This is a genomic window from Clostridium sp. UBA7503, assembly GCF_002477055.1.
Lineage (GTDB): Bacteria > Bacillota > Clostridia > Clostridiales > Clostridiaceae > Clostridium_J > Clostridium_J sulfidigenes.
Map to the genome: position 1 here is coordinate 1 of NZ_DLNT01000043.1, position 20,085 is coordinate 20,085.

General features: G+C 27.4%; 26 protein-coding genes. 14 read left to right on the forward strand and 12 right to left on the reverse strand.

What is annotated here, in order from left to right; all coding sequences use genetic code 11:
- Window positions 1–173 precede the first annotated feature (173 nt).
- From B3630_RS11465 to B3630_RS11495, 7 genes are all read left to right on the forward strand, one after another.
- Window positions 174–668, forward strand: coding sequence for a hypothetical protein (locus B3630_RS11465; protein ID WP_346898249.1), 495 nt, complete (start codon window positions 174–176; stop codon window positions 666–668).
- A 47-nt stretch (window positions 669–715) separates the two neighbouring features.
- Complete coding sequence (locus B3630_RS11470; protein WP_346898251.1) at window positions 716–937, forward strand: DUF1659 domain-containing protein; 222 nt, start codon at window positions 716–718, stop codon at window positions 935–937.
- Between the two features lie 34 nt (window positions 938–971).
- The gene (locus tag B3630_RS11475) at window positions 972–1,196 is read left to right on the forward strand and encodes a DUF2922 domain-containing protein (RefSeq protein ID WP_346898253.1); all 225 of its coding nucleotides are present in this window, start codon (window positions 972–974) and stop codon (window positions 1,194–1,196) included.
- 53 nt (window positions 1,197–1,249) lie between these two features.
- Complete coding sequence (locus tag B3630_RS11480; protein ID WP_346898255.1) at window positions 1,250–1,408, forward strand: YvrJ family protein; 159 nt, start codon at window positions 1,250–1,252, stop codon at window positions 1,406–1,408.
- A 38-nt stretch (window positions 1,409–1,446) separates the two neighbouring features.
- The gene (locus B3630_RS11485; RefSeq protein WP_346898257.1) at window positions 1,447–1,656 is read left to right on the forward strand and encodes a hypothetical protein; all 210 of its coding nucleotides are present in this window, start codon (window positions 1,447–1,449) and stop codon (window positions 1,654–1,656) included.
- 657 nt (window positions 1,657–2,313) lie between these two features.
- The gene (locus B3630_RS11490; protein ID WP_346898259.1) at window positions 2,314–2,883 is read left to right on the forward strand and encodes a sigma-70 family RNA polymerase sigma factor; all 570 of its coding nucleotides are present in this window, start codon (window positions 2,314–2,316) and stop codon (window positions 2,881–2,883) included.
- A gap of 285 nt (window positions 2,884–3,168) precedes the next feature.
- On the forward strand, window positions 3,169–4,122 hold the full coding sequence (locus tag B3630_RS11495) for a polysaccharide deacetylase family protein (RefSeq protein WP_346898261.1): 954 nt from the start codon (window positions 3,169–3,171) through the stop codon (window positions 4,120–4,122).
- Window positions 4,123–4,238: 116 nt separating this feature from the next.
- Here the strand turns inward: B3630_RS11495 and B3630_RS11500 are convergent, their stop codons facing one another.
- The 10 genes from B3630_RS11500 to B3630_RS11545 form a co-directional block, all read right to left on the reverse strand.
- Window positions 4,239–4,571 (reverse strand): hypothetical protein, encoded by a 333-nt coding sequence (locus B3630_RS11500; protein WP_346898263.1) that lies wholly within the window; start codon window positions 4,569–4,571, stop codon window positions 4,239–4,241.
- 832 nt (window positions 4,572–5,403) lie between these two features.
- The gene (locus B3630_RS11505) at window positions 5,404–6,081 is read right to left on the reverse strand and encodes a hypothetical protein (protein ID WP_346898265.1); all 678 of its coding nucleotides are present in this window, start codon (window positions 6,079–6,081) and stop codon (window positions 5,404–5,406) included.
- Between the two features lie 27 nt (window positions 6,082–6,108).
- Window positions 6,109–6,789 carry a DUF4352 domain-containing protein gene (locus B3630_RS11510; RefSeq protein ID WP_346898267.1) on the reverse strand — a complete coding sequence of 227 codons (681 nt, stop codon included), beginning with the start codon at window positions 6,787–6,789 and terminating at the stop codon, window positions 6,109–6,111.
- Between the two features lie 160 nt (window positions 6,790–6,949).
- Entirely contained in the window at window positions 6,950–7,399 is a 450-nt protein-coding gene (locus B3630_RS11515) for a hypothetical protein (RefSeq protein ID WP_346898269.1), read from the reverse strand.
- Window positions 7,400–7,515: 116 nt separating this feature from the next.
- The gene (locus B3630_RS11520) at window positions 7,516–7,983 is read right to left on the reverse strand and encodes a hypothetical protein (protein ID WP_346898271.1); all 468 of its coding nucleotides are present in this window, start codon (window positions 7,981–7,983) and stop codon (window positions 7,516–7,518) included.
- A 200-nt stretch (window positions 7,984–8,183) separates the two neighbouring features.
- Window positions 8,184–8,738 carry a hypothetical protein gene (locus B3630_RS11525; RefSeq protein WP_346898273.1) on the reverse strand — a complete coding sequence of 185 codons (555 nt, stop codon included), beginning with the start codon at window positions 8,736–8,738 and terminating at the stop codon, window positions 8,184–8,186.
- Window positions 8,722–9,396: an ATP-binding cassette domain-containing protein gene (locus B3630_RS11530; protein WP_346898275.1), complete on the reverse strand. Its 675-nt coding sequence runs from the start codon at window positions 9,394–9,396 to the stop codon at window positions 8,722–8,724. Before B3630_RS11530 ends, B3630_RS11525 begins: the two co-directional genes overlap by 17 nt.
- Window positions 9,397–9,427: 31 nt before the next feature.
- Window positions 9,428–10,300 (reverse strand): hypothetical protein, encoded by an 873-nt coding sequence (locus B3630_RS11535; RefSeq protein ID WP_346898277.1) that lies wholly within the window; start codon window positions 10,298–10,300, stop codon window positions 9,428–9,430.
- Window positions 10,293–11,057 (reverse strand): hypothetical protein, encoded by a 765-nt coding sequence (locus B3630_RS11540; RefSeq protein WP_346898279.1) that lies wholly within the window; start codon window positions 11,055–11,057, stop codon window positions 10,293–10,295. Before B3630_RS11540 ends, B3630_RS11535 begins: the two co-directional genes overlap by 8 nt.
- Window positions 11,044–11,868: a hypothetical protein gene (locus B3630_RS11545; RefSeq protein ID WP_346898281.1), complete on the reverse strand. Its 825-nt coding sequence runs from the start codon at window positions 11,866–11,868 to the stop codon at window positions 11,044–11,046. Before B3630_RS11545 ends, B3630_RS11540 begins: the two co-directional genes overlap by 14 nt.
- 433 nt (window positions 11,869–12,301) lie before the next feature.
- Here B3630_RS11545 and B3630_RS11550 point away from each other — a divergent pair, with 433 nt between their 5' ends.
- From B3630_RS11550 to B3630_RS11565, 4 genes are all read left to right on the forward strand, one after another.
- Window positions 12,302–12,856: a helix-turn-helix domain-containing protein gene (locus tag B3630_RS11550; RefSeq protein WP_346898283.1), complete on the forward strand. Its 555-nt coding sequence runs from the start codon at window positions 12,302–12,304 to the stop codon at window positions 12,854–12,856.
- Complete coding sequence (locus tag B3630_RS11555) at window positions 12,846–13,076, forward strand: BhlA/UviB family holin-like peptide (protein ID WP_346898285.1); 231 nt, start codon at window positions 12,846–12,848, stop codon at window positions 13,074–13,076. Before B3630_RS11550 ends, B3630_RS11555 begins: the two co-directional genes overlap by 11 nt.
- 62 nt (window positions 13,077–13,138) lie before the next feature.
- A complete protein-coding gene (locus B3630_RS11560) occupies window positions 13,139–13,270 on the forward strand; it encodes a hypothetical protein (RefSeq protein WP_346898287.1) in 132 nt (43 codons plus the stop codon).
- Between the two features lie 348 nt (window positions 13,271–13,618).
- Window positions 13,619–13,786, forward strand: coding sequence for a plasmid mobilization protein (locus B3630_RS11565; protein ID WP_346898289.1), 168 nt, complete (start codon window positions 13,619–13,621; stop codon window positions 13,784–13,786).
- A 101-nt stretch (window positions 13,787–13,887) separates the two neighbouring features.
- On the opposite strand, the gene B3630_RS11570 is transcribed toward B3630_RS11565, so the two are convergent.
- On the reverse strand, window positions 13,888–15,357 hold the full coding sequence (locus B3630_RS11570; RefSeq protein WP_346898291.1) for a hypothetical protein: 1,470 nt from the start codon (window positions 15,355–15,357) through the stop codon (window positions 13,888–13,890).
- A gap of 739 nt (window positions 15,358–16,096) precedes the next feature.
- Window positions 16,097–16,621, reverse strand: a complete 525-nt coding sequence (locus B3630_RS11575) for a DUF4489 domain-containing protein (protein ID WP_346898293.1) — start codon at window positions 16,619–16,621, stop codon at window positions 16,097–16,099.
- 498 nt (window positions 16,622–17,119) lie between these two features.
- Between B3630_RS11575 and B3630_RS11580 the strand changes: the two genes are divergently transcribed.
- The 3 genes from B3630_RS11580 to B3630_RS11590 all read left to right on the forward strand — a co-directional run bounded on the left by B3630_RS11580 (window position 17,120) and on the right by B3630_RS11590 (window position 19,933).
- Window positions 17,120–17,500 carry a ubiquitin-like protein gene (locus tag B3630_RS11580; protein WP_346898296.1) on the forward strand — a complete coding sequence of 127 codons (381 nt, stop codon included), beginning with the start codon at window positions 17,120–17,122 and terminating at the stop codon, window positions 17,498–17,500.
- Between the two features lie 474 nt (window positions 17,501–17,974).
- Window positions 17,975–18,172 carry a hypothetical protein gene (locus tag B3630_RS11585; RefSeq protein ID WP_346898298.1) on the forward strand — a complete coding sequence of 66 codons (198 nt, stop codon included), beginning with the start codon at window positions 17,975–17,977 and terminating at the stop codon, window positions 18,170–18,172.
- Window positions 18,173–18,571: 399 nt separating this feature from the next.
- Window positions 18,572–19,933, forward strand: coding sequence for a hypothetical protein (locus B3630_RS11590; RefSeq protein ID WP_346898300.1), 1,362 nt, complete (start codon window positions 18,572–18,574; stop codon window positions 19,931–19,933).
- Window positions 19,934–20,085 lie beyond the last annotated feature (152 nt).

The window sequence follows — 20,085 nt, forward strand, 5'->3', positions numbered from 1 at the left end:
TCAAAAGGTTATAGCCGAAATTTAAGTAAGAACTATATTTGAAAAAATTAAATATATATATTTATAAAATTCTATTTATACCTAGGAGGCTTAATGTTAGTTATATCAATGCTTTAAGGGTGTAAGAACATAAAAACATAAAAAGCTAAAAACATGGTAAGGAGGATTTTAAAATGGCAAATCAAAAATTAATTTTTAGTAATGATGGAACAATTAAAACTATTGATAATTATGTATTATCCAAAGAGGAAGAGGATGCCTCAAGGAATGTGGTAAAACATGAAGAAGATATAGAGGATCCATACACTTATATGGATATAGAAGATATTAAAAACCTGGAGGCCAAGAAAAAGAAAGGTAGTAATAAATCTAAGGCAATAAAGAAAAATAGTTTTCAGGATAACTACCATGGGTTAACAAATCATAGCAGAGCATCTAGTAAGATTAATGGGATTAAAAAGAAGATGGGTAGGCAAGAAACCCTTTTAAATTCAAGTGGAAAGGAATCCTTAAGACGTACTTATTTAATAGAGGTTGAGAACATAAAAAGACTTGAAGAGATAAAAGTATTTTTATATTCTGACGAAGTTGTTCAGTACAATGAGTTAATAAATGAGGCTATAAGACACTACTATCAGTGCATGAAACTTGATAAAGGAAAAAATTAATGAAAACACATATATATATTTAAGAAGTTAAGAAAGGAGTGAGTTTTGTGGCAATAACATCTACAAAAATGAAGTCATCAATGGTAATTAAGTATGTGAATGGACAAAAGGAAGATGGTTCTCCAAAGGTTGATTCTCAAAAGTTTTCAGTTAGTGGACTAGCTACAGATGATCAGCTGTTTAATACTGCAGTGCTTATTGGTAATTTAACTGTTAATGAGCCTACTGAAGTTAGAAAAATTGAAGAATTCGGTCTTAATCAGGCATAGGATCAAAAAAATTCTAAGAAGGGAGGAATAATAAATGACATCTAGAAAATATGTGCTAGCATTCAGAGATTCTGCAGAGTCTAAGTTCAATTTAACTATCTCTGATGGAAAGGAAGTAGTTCAGGACCAAGATATAGTTAATTTAATGGATAACTGCATCGGAGCAGAAAGTATATTTAACTCTAAGAATGGTAAGCTTGTTGAAAAGCTTAGTGCTATAGCTGTAGACACCAGTGAAACAGCTTATGAGATTAACTAGTTAAAGGGGCTCTTTTGAGCCTCTTTATATACTTTTAAAGGAGGTTAAAAGCAATGGAAGAATTAATAAATCTAGTATCAAATGTGGGATTTCCTATAGCAATTACTGCTTATCTTATGATGAGATTTGAAACTAAATTAGAGAAGTTAGATGATAGTATCAATTCTCTTGTTATAGCAATAAATAATAATAATATTAATAAGGGGACCTAGAATCATCAGATGAGTTTACAGAGCTATCAAACACTAATATGACAGCGGTCATAATTGAATATTTCTTCTGTAATAGTAAAGCTGATACGGACCTTTATCATAAAGTAGGTCCTAGGGCTATAGCCTATGCAATATACCTAGGAATTAAAGCAGCTACAAGAAGCAAAACACCTACTATTCCTATGAATGGAATAAATATCAATCACATAAAAGATTGTCATAATTGTAAAAACTATTATTCTATTTAATAAAAAGTTATCTCCTAAAATTTTAATTAAAAACCAAAATATCTATTTAGTTTTAAAGATATTCTTGGGTAAATACGATAAAACCCTATAAAAAGATTAATTAAATAAGGATTGGTTAGCAGGGGCTACTAGTACTAGGATTGCTAAGACAACAATGATTCATTTCCTAGGAAAATATTGTAAGTTAGACTATTAACTTCTTAATAAGCTTTTTAAAATAGATTATCTACTATGAATAAACTCTATAAAATGGACTATTCCATATATTTTACAAATTATGGAATAAAAAAATTCACCTATATTCTCCCCCCAAGGGGGGAATACATATAAAAGTTTTTTTGGCCAATACAAAAAAGCCTAGATGAATATTAAATTTTTCAAATAGGCTTTTTATTATAGGAAGATTGTTCCGCCGCGGTTTATTCTATTTACCTACAGTGATTTTTTATGCTAAATATCCATTATAATATATGTACAAATAAATACACAATAATTGTTTGAATTTTAGTACATATAAAGTTGCAATAATTGTTTCAAATAATGTTTCATTTATTGTAACAACAAATTCCTTAATATTTTACTTTTATAGGAAAATAATCATATCTTTATATACATTATTTGTAATTTAATATATAATTATTTTAAGGGGTGATGTTAATGAAAAGTGAGGAATTCAAAGGATTACAAGGTGATATATATCAAGCTAAAAAGGGGTATGTAAAGGCAAAGGAAAAAATCATTGAGAGATATAAAAACTTTGTTTATAAAGAAGCACTAAAGATAAAGATTTATAACTTTGACTTAGAGGATATGATTCAAATTGGAACCTTTACAATATTAAAATCCATTGACACTTTTGATGAAAATAAAAATAAAAACTTTACTAGCTATGTTACTAAGGCCATAAAAAATAATTATTTAGACCTTTTATTAAGGGAAAAAAGGAAGCATGGAAAAAACACATCAGATGAAGTTTTAAGTGAAATATCAGACAGTAGTAACACGGAAGATAATGTACTCAAATCCATTGAAGCTGCTAAACTTCATAAAGCTCTTAAAAAGTTAACTTCTAAAGATGCAGAGTTAATATCTCAGCTATATTTTCATGGAGCTACAATTAAAGAAGTTGCAGAAAACCAAAATGTTAGCTATACAACCATATATCGAAGGAAAACTAAAGCCTTAAATATACTCATGACCTCATTACAAGGTGACATAGAAGGATAACATAAAAAAGAGAATAGCTCGGCTACAGCTATCCTCCCTTAGACATATTGGAATTTCATATCTATATTGTATTACATATTTAGGAAATTATAAAGACAATTCTGTAATTATCACTACATCTAATTTTTTCTCTTCACATATTTAATAACTATTTATATATTGGGTAAAATAATCTTGTAATTAAAATATTACATCTATTTTATAATTATCTGAAACGGATTAAAACTTAAAATTTATGATATTTATAGTTATATTAATTTATAATAAGAATATGGGAGGATTTAAATGTATAACAAAAGAAATAAAAGAATAATGAAGGTTAAAACATATAAAAGTGTATTCTTAAAAATGAATATTCTAGCTTTATCTTTAACTAGTCTTTTATGTTTGGATATACAAGGATATAAAACAGTTACTATATTTAAAATATTTCAATCAAGAAGTAATAGTGTTTATATGCAATCAAGTAATATAAAAACAAAAGAAATAAAATCGAATATACTAATCCCTAATATACTGGTAGGCTCCAACATAATAAAAAGTGCAGAAGAATATGCAGTTGATGCTAATGAAGTAAAACAAATGGTTGAAAATCAATATGCTGGCCAGGAAAAAACTGTGTTTTTAACTTTTGATGATGGCCCAAGTCCTAATACAAAATATATATTGGATATATTAAAAGAAAAAGGAGTACATGCTACATTCTTTATTAAAGGTGATATGCTTAATAATACTAGCGCCCAGGAATATTTAAAAAGAACTATTAACGAAGGTCACGCTATAGGAAATCATAGCTATACTCATTCATTACGCCAATTATATCCAAATAATAAACTAGATATAGATACTTTTATGAAGGAGTTTGACAAGACTAACAATATACTTAAGGAAATTTTGGGTAGCGAATTTAATTGTAAAATATTAAGAATGCCCGGGGGATATATGAGTAGAAAATATTATAATGATCCTAATTTACCTAATTTTAATAATATTTTAAATGAAAGAGGTATAATAAGTATAGACTGGAATTCTATGAATGGTGACTCAGAAGGAAAAGATTATTCAGTCCAACAACTTATTGATAACGTAAAAAATGGTACTGAAGGTTATGAACAGTCAATATTATTAATGCACGATACCTATGGTAAAGAAAGCACAGTTGAGTCTTTACCATATATTATAGACAATTTCAAAGAAAATGGATTTTCATTTAAAGTAATAAAATCTACTATTTTTTAGAAATAGTAGATTTTAAATAACTATAATAGTATAAAAAAGAGAATAGCTAGGATGCAGCTACCCTCCCTTAGACATGTTGGAATTTCATATCTATATTATATTACATATTTAGGAAATTATAAAGACATTTCTGTAATTATTACTACATCTAATTTCTTCTCTTCACAGATCCTTTGAAGAGCTACTTCAACATCCTGTGCATCCAGTATCATTTTATAAAACTCTTCTGCCACTTCCGTAGATTTTAGCTGCATCTCAGGCTCAGGCCTATAACTATAAAACATATCCCATACAGTCTCCACTATTACCTGATTTAACTCTCCTTTTCCTTCATCAATTGTTATTGGAAATATAACACCCTGATTTTCTATTCTATCTGTACAATTTTTTAGTATAGAATGATAAAACTTTTTACCATCTATATCCTGGTTAAAGTATCTTTCTTTCAAAATATCCACTCCTTAATATATATGGTGTAGACTTCTCTACACAGCATTTCTTAGAAATACCCTTGTTACATATATATATTGAAATGTTTATGGATTTTGCAGATAGGGTTTTATATACAGTATGAATTTTTTAAACTGAGTTGTAGCTACTATTCAATTTTTCTTATCAAATCACCTTTCCGCAATAATTCAGTTATAAATATATAAAAGACTGTAATAGTAAGTAAAATTATAACACTTTTATCTAAAAATTTTAATTGAAATAGATCAACTCTTAATTAAAAAATATAAATTTTAGTTAAATTAGGTTTACAAATCTAATTTAACTCACTCTTTTATATATGTAATAACTTAATCGATTAAGAAGTTAGAAATATAAATGAAAGAAGGAATTTATTATGGCAAATGTAACATATCAAGTATACTGATTCTTATTTTATAAGGAAAAAGAGAACTTAATTAATAATTCTCTTTTTCCTTATAAAACATTAAAAAATAAAAGTAGAAAAAAATATACTTATTGCAAATAATACAACTAGGGCAAACATACTTAAAATTAAAAATGCTGTATCTAAAATAGTAGCTAATTTTTTTTCTTTTTCTAACATGCTACTCTTTTGTATCAACGGAAATGCCACTAAGCTACCAACTATACAAATTATGTTAATTACTAAAAGAATTATAGCTGCTGGAACTTCAAAAAAAATTTTGTAATAAATTCTATATAAATCACCTCCTTATATAGTTGAATATACACTATTTTGTAAATAATTCAACATTGGATTTATTTTCTTTTTTTCTTATCTTTCTATTCAAGGGCTTAATATTAAAATTAAAAATTTACTTCTACAAGTCTTGTCTTATCCTCGTCTTCTTTTCTGGTTGTGGCATCTTGTCTACTAATTACAAGCCGCCCTTTATTAGTTTTTAATGATTCATCTGGAATTATGAATACAAGATCATAGGTATATTCTACTGATGGCTCAAACTCTATTCTAAAATAATCTTTTCTCCCATAACCTTCTAGTTTGCTTGAAGAGACACATTCACTATAATCACATTCATTAGTAGTAGTATTTTTATATATTACTACTCTCATACTATTTAAGTAGAGCTCCTTAACTTCTTTTGTACTATTCACAATAGTTAAATTAACTACTACATAAGAATTCTCTCCAGTTATGTTTCCACTTTCATCAAACGTATATCGTTCACTCCAATTTGTAGGTGCAGGAAAGTTTCCTTTTTCTTTTGATTCCATTGCCGAATTCACCTTATATGTATAAGGTCCAAAGGTAAACTCTTCCCCTACTTGAAAAACCTTTTTTTCACTTTCTTCTTTTTTTTCTTCTTCCTCCCTATTGTCCACATCTTTTTCTGCTATTTCTTCATTATTCCAAACATTTTCTCCTGGAAGAGGCATACCTTTAACTATAAGTATATAGATACTGCAAATAAACATGGCTACTATAATTATTATACAAATTACTTTGCCCATTTTTCCTTTCACTTTTTACCTCCTTATATAAATATTCATTTAATGAAATTTTACTTCTACACATCTCATCTTATCTTCGTTTTCCTTTTCTGTTGAGGCGTCTTGTCTTCTAATTACAAGCTGCCCTTCATTGGTTTTTAATGATTCATCTGGAATTATAAATACAAGATCATAAGTATATTCTACTGATGGTTCAAGCTGTGTACTAAAATAATCTTTTCTCCTATAACCTTCTAATTTACTTGAAGATAAACATTCACTATAATCACATTCATTAGTATTATTATTTTTATATACTGCTAATCCCATGCTGTTTAAGTAGAGTACCTTATCTTTTTTTGTATTATTAACAATAGTTATATTAACTACTACATAAGAATTATCTCCTGTTATGTTGCCATTTTCATCAAATGTATATCGTTTTGAATAATCTGTAGGTGCAGGAAAGTTTCCTTTTTCTTTTGATTCCATTGCCGAATTCACCTTATATGTATAGGGTCCAAAAGTAACCTCTTCTCCTATTTGGTATAGCTTTAATTCACTTTCTTCTTTTCTTTCTTCTTTTTCAAGATTTCCTACATCTTCCTCCGCTATTTCTTCATTATTCCAAACATTTTTTCCTGGAATAGGCATACCTTTAACTATAAGTATATAGACACTGCAAATAAACATAGCTATTATAATAATTTTTAAAATTAATTTTCCCATCTTGTTTCTCACTTTTTCCCCCCCCAACATGACACTAATATAAAATTAAGTTTTAATATATTAAAATATATATACTAAAAATCATTAATTAAATACTTTTAAATTTCGTTAAAGAAGATTGTAAAATACAAATATATATCTTACAATCTTCTTTTCTAAATTTATCCTTAAATTATATGCTGTCTGGACTCCATTTTCCAGATAAATATACCCTTAATTGAGTTCCTGTCATACGAAGTTGTGCAGCATTCCATTTTCTTTCATTTACATTATTAAGTAACTTTTTAGCTTGCCCCTTACCTACTAATACATTTCCATTGTAATTGCAGCATTCTTGTTGTGTTGGTCTAACAGAAGCATTACCAGCATCGTCAAAGACAGCATAGCCACCCCATACATCAACGTAAACACTACAAGGTGAACCTGAATTAAATATATATGCTGATGAGTCATCTGACTTATATCTATATTTTGTTTCCACTATATTGTATCCAGAATAAAACTCTTTAAAATCAGTATCTTCATAGTTATTTGCTTCAGCAATAGGTACTTTTACTGTCATTATTGTCATGAGTACCATTCCTAATATAATCCCTTTAAAAATATTATTTTTAATTTTCAATTGTCTTCCCCCTCTAAGAATAGGATGTCCTTTAATCCTATCTTGATAAATTTTTATAAATACAACTCAAATAATCAATCAAATCATATGTATACTATTTTCTTTTCGATATTTTATTATATACTATCTGGACTCCATAACCCTGATAAATTTACTCTTAATTGAGTTCCTGTCATCTTAATGGATCCAGCATTATAATTTCTTTCATATACATAGTTAGGTAGCTTTTTAGATTGTCCTTTTCCTACTAATACATTAGACTGACTAACATTACAAGAAGCTTCTTGTCCGTCATATTTATAAAAAACCATTCCTCTGCCATCTCTAGCAATTTCAAATTTACCTCTAGCACCCCATACATCAACATAAACACCACAAGGTGATCCTGAATTATTTATATATGACGAAGAGTCATCTTCTTTAGCTCTGTACTCTGTATTCACCATGTTATACCCTGAGTAAAAGCCTCCGAACGTAGAGTCTTTATAGTTATTCGCTTCAGCAATATGTAATTTAGCTGACATAATGGTCATAAGTGTCATTCCTAACATAATTCCTTTAAAAATATTTTTTTTAATTTTCAATTGTATTCCCCCTTATTTAATAGGGTACGTTAACCCTATCTTAAACTTTTAAAATATAATTTGATTAATCATTTAAGTTCTATCCACTTTATTTTATTTTTTATATTTTTAATCTAAATCGATAAAAGCGTTTGCAAAATTAACTTCCATAATTTTCTTATTATCAATCTTAACACTCATTACCTAAAGCTTGCATATTATTAAATCTCAAGTTTAACACACTTTTTTACTGGATATATATCTACTGTTAAACGAAATTGTACTTCTTCAATTCTTTTCCAACTACTTTTATCATATTGAAAGTCAAACATTTCATATGGTAAATCTAATGTGATTTCTTCATTTGGAGCTAAAGTTAAGTTTGGACTTGCTCCTTCTCCATTCATTACAATAAACATTTCATAATTTAAACCGTTATGCCAATCAATAGATTCTGCTTCAAAAAAATCACATTCTATGTTTTGAGTTTCACTGCCTGTATTCTTGAAATTAACTGTTGCTACAATAGCTTTTCTTTCATCATTCTCAAAAAAAGTAGATTCCTGCAGATTCATATTTTTTATTTCATTGTCAGATATAAACTTAGCTTTTTCTACCTTTACTGTAATTCCTCTATATTCAAAGGTATCTCCTATGTTATACGCTTCTACAGGTGCCTGAGGATACTTATTGTTTATGTAATTATATCTTAGTCCAATTACTATAACTAAAATAAAAATAATAGCCAGTGATATTACTTTACTTTTCTTCTTCATAACTATCACCTTCCTTTTGGCGTTTATTATATGGTTTTAATCTTCCATTTTCCATAAAGAAAATTTCATCAGATAAAAATTCTAGTTCCTCACTATCATGACATGAAATAATTATTAATGCTCCTGCATCACGATATTTTTGTAATGTTTTTCTTAAGGATATTACACTACTTTCATCAAGAGCATTAGTTGGTTCATCTAGAATAATTATCTCAGGCTCTTCCATTATTGCAGCTGCTATTCCTAGCTTTTGTTTCATACCTAACGAATACTTTTTAAACTTCTTTTTTTCCTTTGGATCAAGTCCAACCATAGCTAATACTTCATTAATTTTATTGTCATCTATTTTATCTTGTATTTCTGATAATATTTTAAGATTTTTAAATCCGGAATAATTAGCAATAAAACCCGGACTCTCAATTAAGGCTCCTAAACTATTTGGAAAAGAAATATCCTTTCCAAGAACTTGTCCATCAATTATAACTTGACCTTCAGTTGGTAAAATAAGACCGCAAATAGCTCTCATTAACATAGTTTTCCCTGAACCATTTTTCCCTTTTAATCCATATATTTTACCATCAGTCATTTTTATATTTATATTATCAAGAATTAAATTTCCTGAAATTCTTTTTGTTAAGTTTCTTACTTCTATCTCCATATTCATGCTCCTTATTTTTTCATTTAAATGATTACTTTTCTAAAATATCATACCTTTTAATTTTATTTGCTCCTATAAATATGGTTGCTATTGATAATACTACACATATAACTATTCCATATACTATACTTACTCCACTGTCTCCAATGTTTAAATTACTACGTAATATCATTAAATAATTGCCTATAAAAAATGAATTACAATAAAATGGCGTTAGAGTTAAAACAGTAATGATAAACATGTTACTTATAATTGAATTAGTAAAAAGTGAAATTAATAATTGTATTAATGAAAAAGTAATGGATGTAATAACTGGAAGTATTATTCCGACTAAGAGTATTCCTTTAAAATTAAACTTCGAAATGTCTAGATTTGATAATATCACATTTAGCTCCTTTGATGGTTCCAGTGATAATCCTCCATGGAAAAGTGAAAAAACTGTTATGACAATGATAGAAATTCCATAATAGATTAGAACATTATATATGACCCATAGACACTTAGAAAGCCACCATGAAACTCTACTTTTAGTTCTAATTAACACCTGAATTCCTGATTCGCTTAAATCCTTTAATGGAAAATATCCAATTATAATACTTAAATATATATTTACTAAAAACCATTGAGGCAACATATCTTGTAATTCAACTGCATTTCCAGCAAAAACATTCATTCCTCTAAACATAAATAATATAAAATCTGAAAAAGAGATTTCTTTACTAATATTATTAAATTGCATAATTTTTTTAGCTCTTATTTGAAATACAAAACATAAAAATATAAATATACATAGAGCTATTGCATATTTTTTCCACCCCTCTATAGTACCTTTATAAAAATCATGTTTAATCTGTAAAAAGAAATTTCCTTTTTTCTTTTCATCACCAAATTTTATATTATTCATAATAAAATTCCTTTCTTTTTCCCAGAATAACTCCTAAAAATATTGCTATTAATATAAGAACTATGCCATATGAAAACCCAACAATTAATTTATAGGTGCTATTAATTGCTGTGTAATCAATATTTATCACTTTACATACAATTGGTACTGAAATTTCTAAAAATCCCAAGGTTACAACAAACAGACAGCTTATAATCTTCTTATTTGTTACCCAATATATTAATAATGAAATAGTTAATATTAGAATAATTCTGATAAAGGAACATAATAAAAACATTGCAATTACATAGTTTAAACTTATAGAGCTACATATAGTTTTGTTTACTTTAAAGTAAATACTATTGACATTATTCCAGTTTATAAAGTGTGTAGTCATTAATCCCCCAAAGAAATAAGTGCAAATGGAAATCCATATTGAAGAAAATATAGATAATAAGCTTATTTTATATACCTGCTTTATCCATAATAAAGTCCTATTTTTTTGTTTTATAATACTATTTATCCTTAGATCATCTTTAATAATGTTAAAAAGCATAAAATTTGCTAAAATCATAATTTCAATTCCAAAAAACCAATATGCTGATACGAATATAAATGCATCTGCCACACTTTGAATGTTATGAGTAAATACTCCACTTCTAATATGAAATAAAATTATTATAGCTAAAATAATCATATATCCCATGATTATTAGATAGTTACATTTTATATTTCTTAAAAACTCTTTTGTCCAATTTTTTAAATTAGTATATATCATCTTTCACTCCCTTGAAGAAAAACATACCAAATGTAATGATTGATAATCCAATAATTTCTCCTAAAACTACATATCCATTACATACTTCAAATCCTGGCTGCAAAAAATAGAAGGGAATATATTTAGCTAAATTAAAAGAACCTAGTACTGTGTAAACAAATATATATACTATAAATGGTGTAATTAATGCCATGAACCTATATTCAATGAAGAAACTCACTGATAATCCAATAGTAGCTATCAATCCACTAAAAATAAAATCTATCATTAAAAATCCAATTAAATATATATAAGGATGTGTAAAAAATAGTTTACTCCACAAATGTGCTGGCCCTATTGCAAAACTTTTAGTTACTTCTGGTAAAAATGATGGTAAAAGCATAGCTGCAATAATCAAATTAACAAGCAGTGGTATAGTTATAGCTAGTCCACCTGAAATGAAGGTAGCTATATACTTTGCTAAAAAATAATCCTTCTTTTTCGTTCTAGTAAGAACATTTTTTATATATCCACTTTTTCTGTCAGTAAAAAAGGTATCTGCAAATGGTATTGCCGCTAACAATGGCAATAAGGCAAAAAATATATAGCTCTGTGGAAGTATATTAATATTACCAATCCACGCCTGAAATACGGTGGTTGGGGACGCCATTGGATAATTATCCACCACAACACTTTCATTAAAATTGGCTATTGGGATAACATATGTAAAAATTTGTGACACTGTAATTAATAGTCCTAAAAAAAGTATAAGAGCCATAGTTTTACTTTTAATTGCTCTACTCAATTCAATCTTTATAAGTTTATTTTTCAAAATCTCACCTTCAATTCTAATAAATCGTTTTAGTATATTTTTTACTATATTATCATATATTTAATTAAATAACAAATTTTAGATATTTATATCGTTAACTTATGTAAATTTATACATATTTATTTATTTATTTGATTACAGAAATCAAATATTAAAATGGTTACCTTGAAAGTATATCAAAATAAACTTTTAATTGAATAAAAGATGCTTGAAAAGTCTAAATCTTAACTTAAGTTTCTTATTTTAAAATTATTTATACCTTTATAAGTAAATATAAATGAAAATTCCATGTAGTATATTTATAACTTTTATAAATATACTATTATTTTTCCTCTTTAAAAGAAAAATGCTATATGTACTTTGATGAGTTTACAATTAGCAAATTTAACACTTTTTAATAAATATAGGCAAAACTTCTAAGGAGGAATATGTGATGGAATCAATATGCAATTTAATAAAAAGAGCTAAAAGCTTTGATAAAGAAAGTATGGAATTATTAATAACTAGATTTGATCCTATAATAACTAGTTTATCAAGAAAACTTAAAAACGAAGATGCTAAAAGTGAACTAACTATATTCTTTATAAGGATGATATACGAAATTAGGCTAACAAATCTAAAAAATTCATCAGATGGAGCTTTAGTAAATTATATTAAACAAGGATTATATAAAGAATATTATAAACTAAATAAGGTAAACCCTATTGTTAGTGTTGAATTTAGTAATATTTTTACTGTCACTACTAATGATTATGTACAAATTGAATATGAAATATTTCTAGATGAACTAGTAATGAAGAAAATACTTAACGAAAAACAAATGTATGTTTTATTAAAAAAATACTACTATCACTGTGCTGATGAAGAAATATCAGTAGCACTTTGTATAAGTAGACAAGCTGTAAATAAGATTCATAGAAAAGCTATTGATAGCTTAAGGAAATATCTAAATTTAATGAATGTAGGTGAAATAAAATATGGAGAGTGAAATTCTGAAAGCTGCACTATCCCAAGGTATTTGGGCAGTGCTTAGTATATTTTTATTGTTTTATATATTAAAAGCTCAAGAGAAACGAGATATGAAGCAGGAAGAAAGAGAAAAAAATTACCAAGATATAATAACAAAACTTACAGATAAATTTGACATAGTAGATGAAGTAAAAAAATATGTAGAAGATATAAAACAATATGTAATGAAGAATAAATAAATAAACTTACACCATTAGGTTTACTTTATTTTGCTTTTAGTATGGGAAATGCTGCATATGCAATGAAGAAGAAAGCCCCGTTAGAGAAAATAATAAACCGGATTAAAGTGGGTGTATCTGTTACTATTCAATATGAATATAGATATGAAAATAAGCAAGGCTGGGTTCCAACAGGTGAAATTAGAGTAGTATAAAAGATTAAAAAAAGATGATATTTAATATAATCTTTTATCAATCCTAATCATAAATTTTACGACTACCAACAGTGAAGTAATACCAAGCAATGAAATATTGAAAGGATACTCCACTTGCGTTGAAATATATAAAAGTCCAAGAAAAATTATCAATTCTATTAAAATTAATAGAATATTTAATGACTTATTACTAATATGAATCAACTCCTATATCATATAACATAGTAGTAAAGAATTTAATAATCTAATTAGTGATAAATTCATGACTATTTTAATAACCCCTCTTGTAATTACATAATTTTCCAGTATAATATAAGTTATAAACTGTCATTACAAAGAGGTGTTCTTATGAAAAATTCAAAATCTGAGGTTCTACAGGTAAGACTTACTGAGCTAGAGAAAAAGGTTATCAAAGAAAAAGCTGAATTACTTGATATGACTGTGACAGATTATGTTATAAAGTGTTGTGTATTTAGCAATGCTACAGAAATGTTTATGGAAAAGTTTATCCGATGACTACCAGCTCTAATCCTCCCATCTTCTTCAAAGTGGTATAAAAGAGCAGCTTTAACAACTAACTTAAAAAGTTAATTGTTAAAGCTGCTCTTTTTATATATTTATTTCAAGTTTAATACTTGGTTTTCTATACTTACACCGTTACTCTTTAAAATCTTTTTATCATTTTCATTTAACTCCATAAAGTATATTATAAGCTCTTGATTCCTTTTATTATAAACATAATCCTCTACGATATGATGCTTAGCTTTCATTTCTTCTAGAGCGTCTACTACACGCTTTCTTTTTCTATCTATCCTGCTACCCCTCCAGTAGATTCCAAAGGTGGTACTAGCTAAATTACAACTAGTTTCTAAAGGTTCATTGTTAAGGTAGGCTTTATATCTTCTCATTTGAAGCCAAGTTGATATTTGTTTTGCATCCTTACTAAAATAGTTATAAAGTTCCTTGCTATATTCAAAGGCACTTCTTTTCATTACCATTTCTTTAAGCAGTCCACCTAGCTTTACCTTTACCATCTTAACTTTATTTTCTTCATATATAGCACACTCTAAAAGAGATCCATTGATGGAAAACTTCTCATCCCCTATACCTGAAATTGTCCCTTTTAAATTAGAACTACTTAGTTTTATATGGGATTCTATAAGATCATTGTGGGATTTTTCACTATGAGATAGCCCCATTTCCTCTGCCACTGCATAGACACTTGTAATGATTTCCTCATCATTTACTACGTTTCTAAAGTTGTAGTAATAAACACAAAGAGCCACATCTAAAGCATTCATATATCTCAACGCTTTAATAAGAGCTAATTCCGTAGCAAAGTTAATAGCCTCTATGGGATTACCATTTTTAAGTTCTAAATAAGATTTTTGCTCCAGTTCTAAAATTACCTTATCTATGGCCTCAGGTTCTGCCATTATCTCCATTTCTATAGGCTTTATAGCCCCTATATCAGTACACTTCTCCAGAGTTTTTATATCCCCCTTAGAGTAAATAGTAGCTCTGTTAGTTGTATCTACTAAAATATTAGAAAATATAGTAGGTACCTTAGTTAACTCGCTTTTTTCCTCATAATCACATATGTATCCGGAAAACAGTGTTAAAATATCATTTTTATAAGCAGCCTTTAAAGACCTCTTAGGAATTAGATGAGCATAAGGAAAGTCTGTTAGTAAACAGCTTTGATTTTCCTTCCACTTCTCTATTTTCTTTACCATCTTCTTTTTATAATCGTTAGGACTATTGGCCCCAAAGTACTCCTTAAAATCCTTCTTACTTCTCTCCCCATTTAACACCTTCTCATACTCATGAAAAACCGTGTGGATCTCCATACTCATTGCCTCCTGGTGATTATCATCTAAAGACTTCATCCATCTTTTCCTGGTATCTATGCATCTACGCTTTATAAGTATCATCTTCTCTTCTCTTTGATACTTATTAGTCATTTCATAAAACTCATCATTTAAATGCCTTAGCATTATATTAAAATCCTCATTTATGCTTTTTTCATACCTCTCTATAAACTCAGTTCCAATAAAATCTTTAAATTCTACCATCATAGTATTCATAGTATCACCACCTTATGTTTTCATATACTCAATAATTATAAACCAAAAATGGTAAGAGGTGAATACCAGGACATTGTAAATTATTTGATTTAATAGAAACTCTAGCATATAATTTGTATATAAGTGAGATAAGATTGTAAAATTTTATAACTTAACTACTTACTTACATAAATATTTTACATAGGAGTGATTTTATGCTTAGTTATATTATCAGCATTGTTTCTAAGACTATACTTGCATTGTGGACTTTTCAATTATTTTATAAGAAAAGAAAGATTTATAACTTACTGTTTTGCATATTTTTCATAAGTGATTTATTAAGATTAATTTTATTGGATAAATACTTTTACTTACCTTCTCATATTACTACAATGATTACGTTTATACAGCTAGGAATTTTAATAGCTGCTATTGCCTTATTTTTAAGAAATAAGTATAAGACAAATATTAAATAAAAATACCCTATATTTAATCTCTACTTTAACCTTATTACTCAACAAAAGAATATATTGAATGTGATAATAAAATATATCCTTGTGTTCATGAAGATATTAAACCATTGAAGAAACTTACATTTGATCTTGAAAAGGAAAATACCTTTCTCATTTATATATAAAAAAACCTCGATATTAAAGATACTTCTATCGAGATTTTACTAAATTTATTTGCATAAGTTGGTATATAAATTTAAAAATTAATAAAAATAATTTATTTCGAATATAAATATATTTAATTTTTATCAACAGTTATTTCTACAACATTTATTTTCACTACATGTTCCTATTGCTCCAAGGGTTGAATTATTGATAAAAATAGTATTAATAGTTTCACCAATATTAGTTGCAACTACAGTATATGTGCAACAGTCTTCTAAAAAACAATCGCAGTCACAAACAAAGAATGAGAATGCTGTACTAGCAGTGACTCCGACTTGATCTATCTGGGGTATTGATAAAACCCATTGAGATCCAACAGGAACTGGTGTAAACTGATTGCCGCATTGTTTATATACTTGGAAACTTACAGTTCCATAAGCATTTATAGTAGTTATATTAGCTTCATACTCTAGCTTAATAATTGGATTACATAAGCAAGAAGTATCTAAAGTAAGTGAAGCTACCAGAAATTTCTCTCCTATTGGGCTACCGTTAGGAATTTGAACAGAACTAGAATTTCCACATTTTACAATAGTTGCGCACAGTTTCTCCTCTTCTTTATGTTCCTTTATGCAAGGAACATAATAATTTTTTGATGTTGAATTCATAATTTAAATCCTCCTTTTGATTATATAAATCTTTTAGTCCATTTCACAATTCTGTAATCATTAATTTACTTAGCTTTTAGACTTTAGGACTTCATATATCTTCAACTGTATTAGACTCTTCCTACAAATTCTAATAATTAAGATAAAAATATATTATTATTATCATATTCAAAACATAAAAATTTTGTGATTGATGTTATATAAATAAAGTTGACACCTTATTCTAGTATAATTCAAAATATAATTAAGACTTACTATGATTTAACTTCTAGTTATAACTTGATTTATGATCCATTTTTAACTTTCAACATTGCAATGAAGCCAACTTATATTATGCAATTTGTAGATAGTGCGAAGTGAAAATTTAAAAATGTTCTTTGAAAATTGAATAATACGGCTCTGAATTTAAATATAATTTATTTTTTTAAAAAAGAAGGTAATTTAATTCTTTTACAGAATAATGATTTTAAAAAATAAAAAGTAAATGATGTAATTTATATGAAATCAAGAAAAATTTTCAAACTACTTGCAACTTTATTATTAGGTACTGTTTTATCAAGTAATACTGCTTTAGCTAAAAGCATCGATCCCAATATAGCTACAACTACTGGTGGGATATCTGCTGAAGCGACTATCTATGGACAATCTTTGAATAGTGTGCAAATATATGTGAGGTGTTTAACAGGAAAAATAATAACTTTAGAAGTTCAATTAAGTGATACAATTGCGAATGTTAAAACCAAAATTCAAGATAAAGAAGGGATTCCCCCACACTATCAAAGGCTTATTTATGCAGGAAAACAACTAGAAGATGAAAGAACGTTAAGTGATTACAATATTCAAAGCCTTTCTACTCTGCATTTAATTTTGAGATTATAGACAAACAAGGTTAAGATTTAAATTGCATTTCAGCCCCAAGTTTTTTTGATGAAGAGAATACGTCAAAAGTTAATGAAAATCATTCTTATTATGCGTCACAACTATTAAAACCTAATAATCTCTTAAAAATGCCGTATTATTCAATTGAATTTTACGGTATTTTCTATTTCGCAATTCAAGGATATTATACACTTTGCAGAAATTGCTAAGTAAATAGAAAATTTGTTCTTTGTAAATTATTTGATTTAATAGAAACTCTAGCATATAATTTGTATATAAGTAAGATTAAATTTTAAAATTTTACAAATCGATTACTTTCTTACATAATTATTTTACATAGGGATTACGTTTATACAGCTAGGAATTTTAATAGTTGCTATTGTCTTATTTTTAAGAAACAAGTATAAATAAAAATGAAATGTTCTCATATTCAGTTCTATATCCAATACAGAAAACATGAAAAAGGAGGATATTATGTCAAAAGTAAAGTCCAAACCTTTAGAGATTATTATAGGTAAGTCTTATAAAAATTTTAAAGGGTATGAGAGAGTTGTATTAAATATTTTTCAGCATGAAAATACTACAAAAGTTACTTATAACGATTTTACTGGAAATCTAAGAACGTGTAATATTGATTCATTTACACAGTGTATAAAAAAACAGTATTGTTAAACCACCTATTTCAAATTAAACTCTAATATAGGCATGAATCCACTTATAGCATTTAAATGAGATAGGATGGGAAACGAAATTTAAGTTGTAAAGTGAAATAAGTGTTTAAATATGTGCTTTCAAAATTGAATAATATAGTATTAAAAATTATCCTATTTTTGTAATAGAGAAAAGTAGATGAGGTATAGTATAACAGTAGAGTTTTAAGTCATAGTATAAAATAATAAAACATATTATAGAATAAAATTTGAGTATTATTCTATAATATTCTAAAACATGAAATATTAACTTAAATTATTTGTTATAGGTTACTATCAAAAATTTAGTTATATTATAGTATTTTATTAGCATTATTTTGTTTTATAATTATGTTTAAAGAAAAAATAAGAGGTGAATTAAATGAATGAAAAAATGAAATTAAAGAGAAGGTTATTAAAGTTCTGCTTAATTATTAGTTCGATATTATTATTTAATATACATACAGTTAAGGCTGTAGAAAACAACTTACAACCAGATACAGAATGGCTAAAGCTATATGGTGGAAATAACCTTGATAGGATATATCAAATTAAAGAAACAAAAGATGGAAACTATATTGCAGTAGGTGAATCTTCCTCTGCTGATGGTGATTTGCAAGGGCATAATATGGGAAGCTGGGACGCAATTATAATGAAAGTAGACAAGCTTGGGAATATTATATGGATAAAAAATATTGGTGGAATAGAAAGTCCTGAAGGATTTAAATCAGTAGTAGAAACTCCAGATGGTGGATATATCGCTGTGGGTAAAGCAGGCTCTAGAGATGGTATGTATGAGGGAAAAAATATTGGCAGATATGATGGAACTATAGTAAAACTTGATTCCAATGGAAATGTTGAATGGATAAAAAATATTGGAGGAACTAAAAATGATTATCTAGAGAAAATTACACAGACTTCAGATGGAAATTATGTAGCAGTTGGTACAAGTAATTCTAATGATGTTCAACTAAAAGATAAACACTATGGAAGTACTTCATATCAAGATGGAGTAGTAGTAAAATTTGATATACAAGGAAATGTTTTATGGGAAAAAAATATAGGAGGTAGTTACGACGATATTTTAAGTAGTGTAGATAAGACTTCTGATGGTGGGTGTATTATTGCTGGACATTCAAAATCATTAGATTATGATTTTACAGGAAAACATAATGGAACAGCACAAAACTATGATGGTGTTGTGATCAAATTAGATGCGAGTGGCAATACTGAGTGGATTAAAAATGTTGGTGGTAAATCAGATGATCATATAAATTCTATAAAGTTTATTGAAAATCAAGGATATATTATGGCAGGAAATTCTTTGTCTAATGATGGTGATTTACAGTCTAAGAATTATGGAAATGTAGACGCTATTATTTGCAAAATGAGTATGGACGGTAATATAGAGTGGATCAAAAATATTGGTGGATCAAGTAGTGAAGATTTTGAAGAAATTATATCAACATCAGATGGAGGGTATGCTGTTGCAGGTACAACTTCATCTAAAGATCATGATTTTATCAATTTCCCAAATTGGAGAACAGATGGGGTTATCATAAAATTGTCTAGTGATGCATCCATACAATGGACTAAAAATTATAAAGGTAACAGTGAGGATTATATTAACTGTTTAGATCAAACAAAAGACGGAGGGTTTATTGCTGGTGGGTATGTGAATTCTAATACGGATGATTTCGCAGGAAATAAAGGTGGTAGTGATATAATTTTAAGCAAATTTTAACTCTGAATAGACTTATAGATATTATCAATATAAATAAAATGTGAAATTTTAAGAAAAATAAATTAGTTGCAGTTAGGGCTAATTATAGATGTATAGTAAAAATGTAAGTTAATTAAATAGTAATGAAAAGAATAAAGTTATAAGAAAATATT

Bases quoted from the DNA above. Each gene is read 5' to 3' on its own strand.
- B3630_RS11590 (WP_346898300.1), top strand. From the start codon at position 18,572: ATGAATGAAAAAATGAAATTAAAGAGAAGGTTATTAAAGTTCTGCTTA.
- B3630_RS11485 (WP_346898257.1), top strand. From the start codon at position 1,447: ATGACAGCGGTCATAATTGAATATTTCTTCTGTAATAGTAAAGCTGAT.
- B3630_RS11540 (WP_346898279.1), bottom strand. From the start codon at position 11,057: ATGATATATACTAATTTAAAAAATTGGACAAAAGAGTTTTTAAGAAAT.
- B3630_RS11550 (WP_346898283.1), top strand. From the start codon at position 12,302: ATGGAATCAATATGCAATTTAATAAAAAGAGCTAAAAGCTTTGATAAA.
- B3630_RS11575 (WP_346898293.1), bottom strand. From the start codon at position 16,621: ATGAATTCAACATCAAAAAATTATTATGTTCCTTGCATAAAGGAACAT.
- B3630_RS11530 (WP_346898275.1), bottom strand. From the start codon at position 9,396: ATGGAGATAGAAGTAAGAAACTTAACAAAAAGAATTTCAGGAAATTTA.
- B3630_RS11585 (WP_346898298.1), top strand. From the start codon at position 17,975: ATGTCAAAAGTAAAGTCCAAACCTTTAGAGATTATTATAGGTAAGTCT.
- B3630_RS11475 (WP_346898253.1), top strand. From the start codon at position 972: ATGACATCTAGAAAATATGTGCTAGCATTCAGAGATTCTGCAGAGTCT.
- B3630_RS11580 (WP_346898296.1), top strand. From the start codon at position 17,120: ATGAAATCAAGAAAAATTTTCAAACTACTTGCAACTTTATTATTAGGT.
- B3630_RS11490 (WP_346898259.1), top strand. From the start codon at position 2,314: ATGAAAAGTGAGGAATTCAAAGGATTACAAGGTGATATATATCAAGCT.
- B3630_RS11565 (WP_346898289.1), top strand. From the start codon at position 13,619: ATGAAAAATTCAAAATCTGAGGTTCTACAGGTAAGACTTACTGAGCTA.
- B3630_RS11535 (WP_346898277.1), bottom strand. From the start codon at position 10,300: ATGAATAATATAAAATTTGGTGATGAAAAGAAAAAAGGAAATTTCTTT.
- B3630_RS11495 (WP_346898261.1), top strand. From the start codon at position 3,169: ATGTATAACAAAAGAAATAAAAGAATAATGAAGGTTAAAACATATAAA.
- B3630_RS11555 (WP_346898285.1), top strand. From the start codon at position 12,846: ATGGAGAGTGAAATTCTGAAAGCTGCACTATCCCAAGGTATTTGGGCA.
- B3630_RS11570 (WP_346898291.1), bottom strand. From the start codon at position 15,357: ATGAATACTATGATGGTAGAATTTAAAGATTTTATTGGAACTGAGTTT.
- B3630_RS11480 (WP_346898255.1), top strand. From the start codon at position 1,250: ATGGAAGAATTAATAAATCTAGTATCAAATGTGGGATTTCCTATAGCA.
- B3630_RS11525 (WP_346898273.1), bottom strand. From the start codon at position 8,738: ATGAAGAAGAAAAGTAAAGTAATATCACTGGCTATTATTTTTATTTTA.
- B3630_RS11465 (WP_346898249.1), top strand. From the start codon at position 174: ATGGCAAATCAAAAATTAATTTTTAGTAATGATGGAACAATTAAAACT.
- B3630_RS11560 (WP_346898287.1), top strand. From the start codon at position 13,139: ATGAAGAAGAAAGCCCCGTTAGAGAAAATAATAAACCGGATTAAAGTG.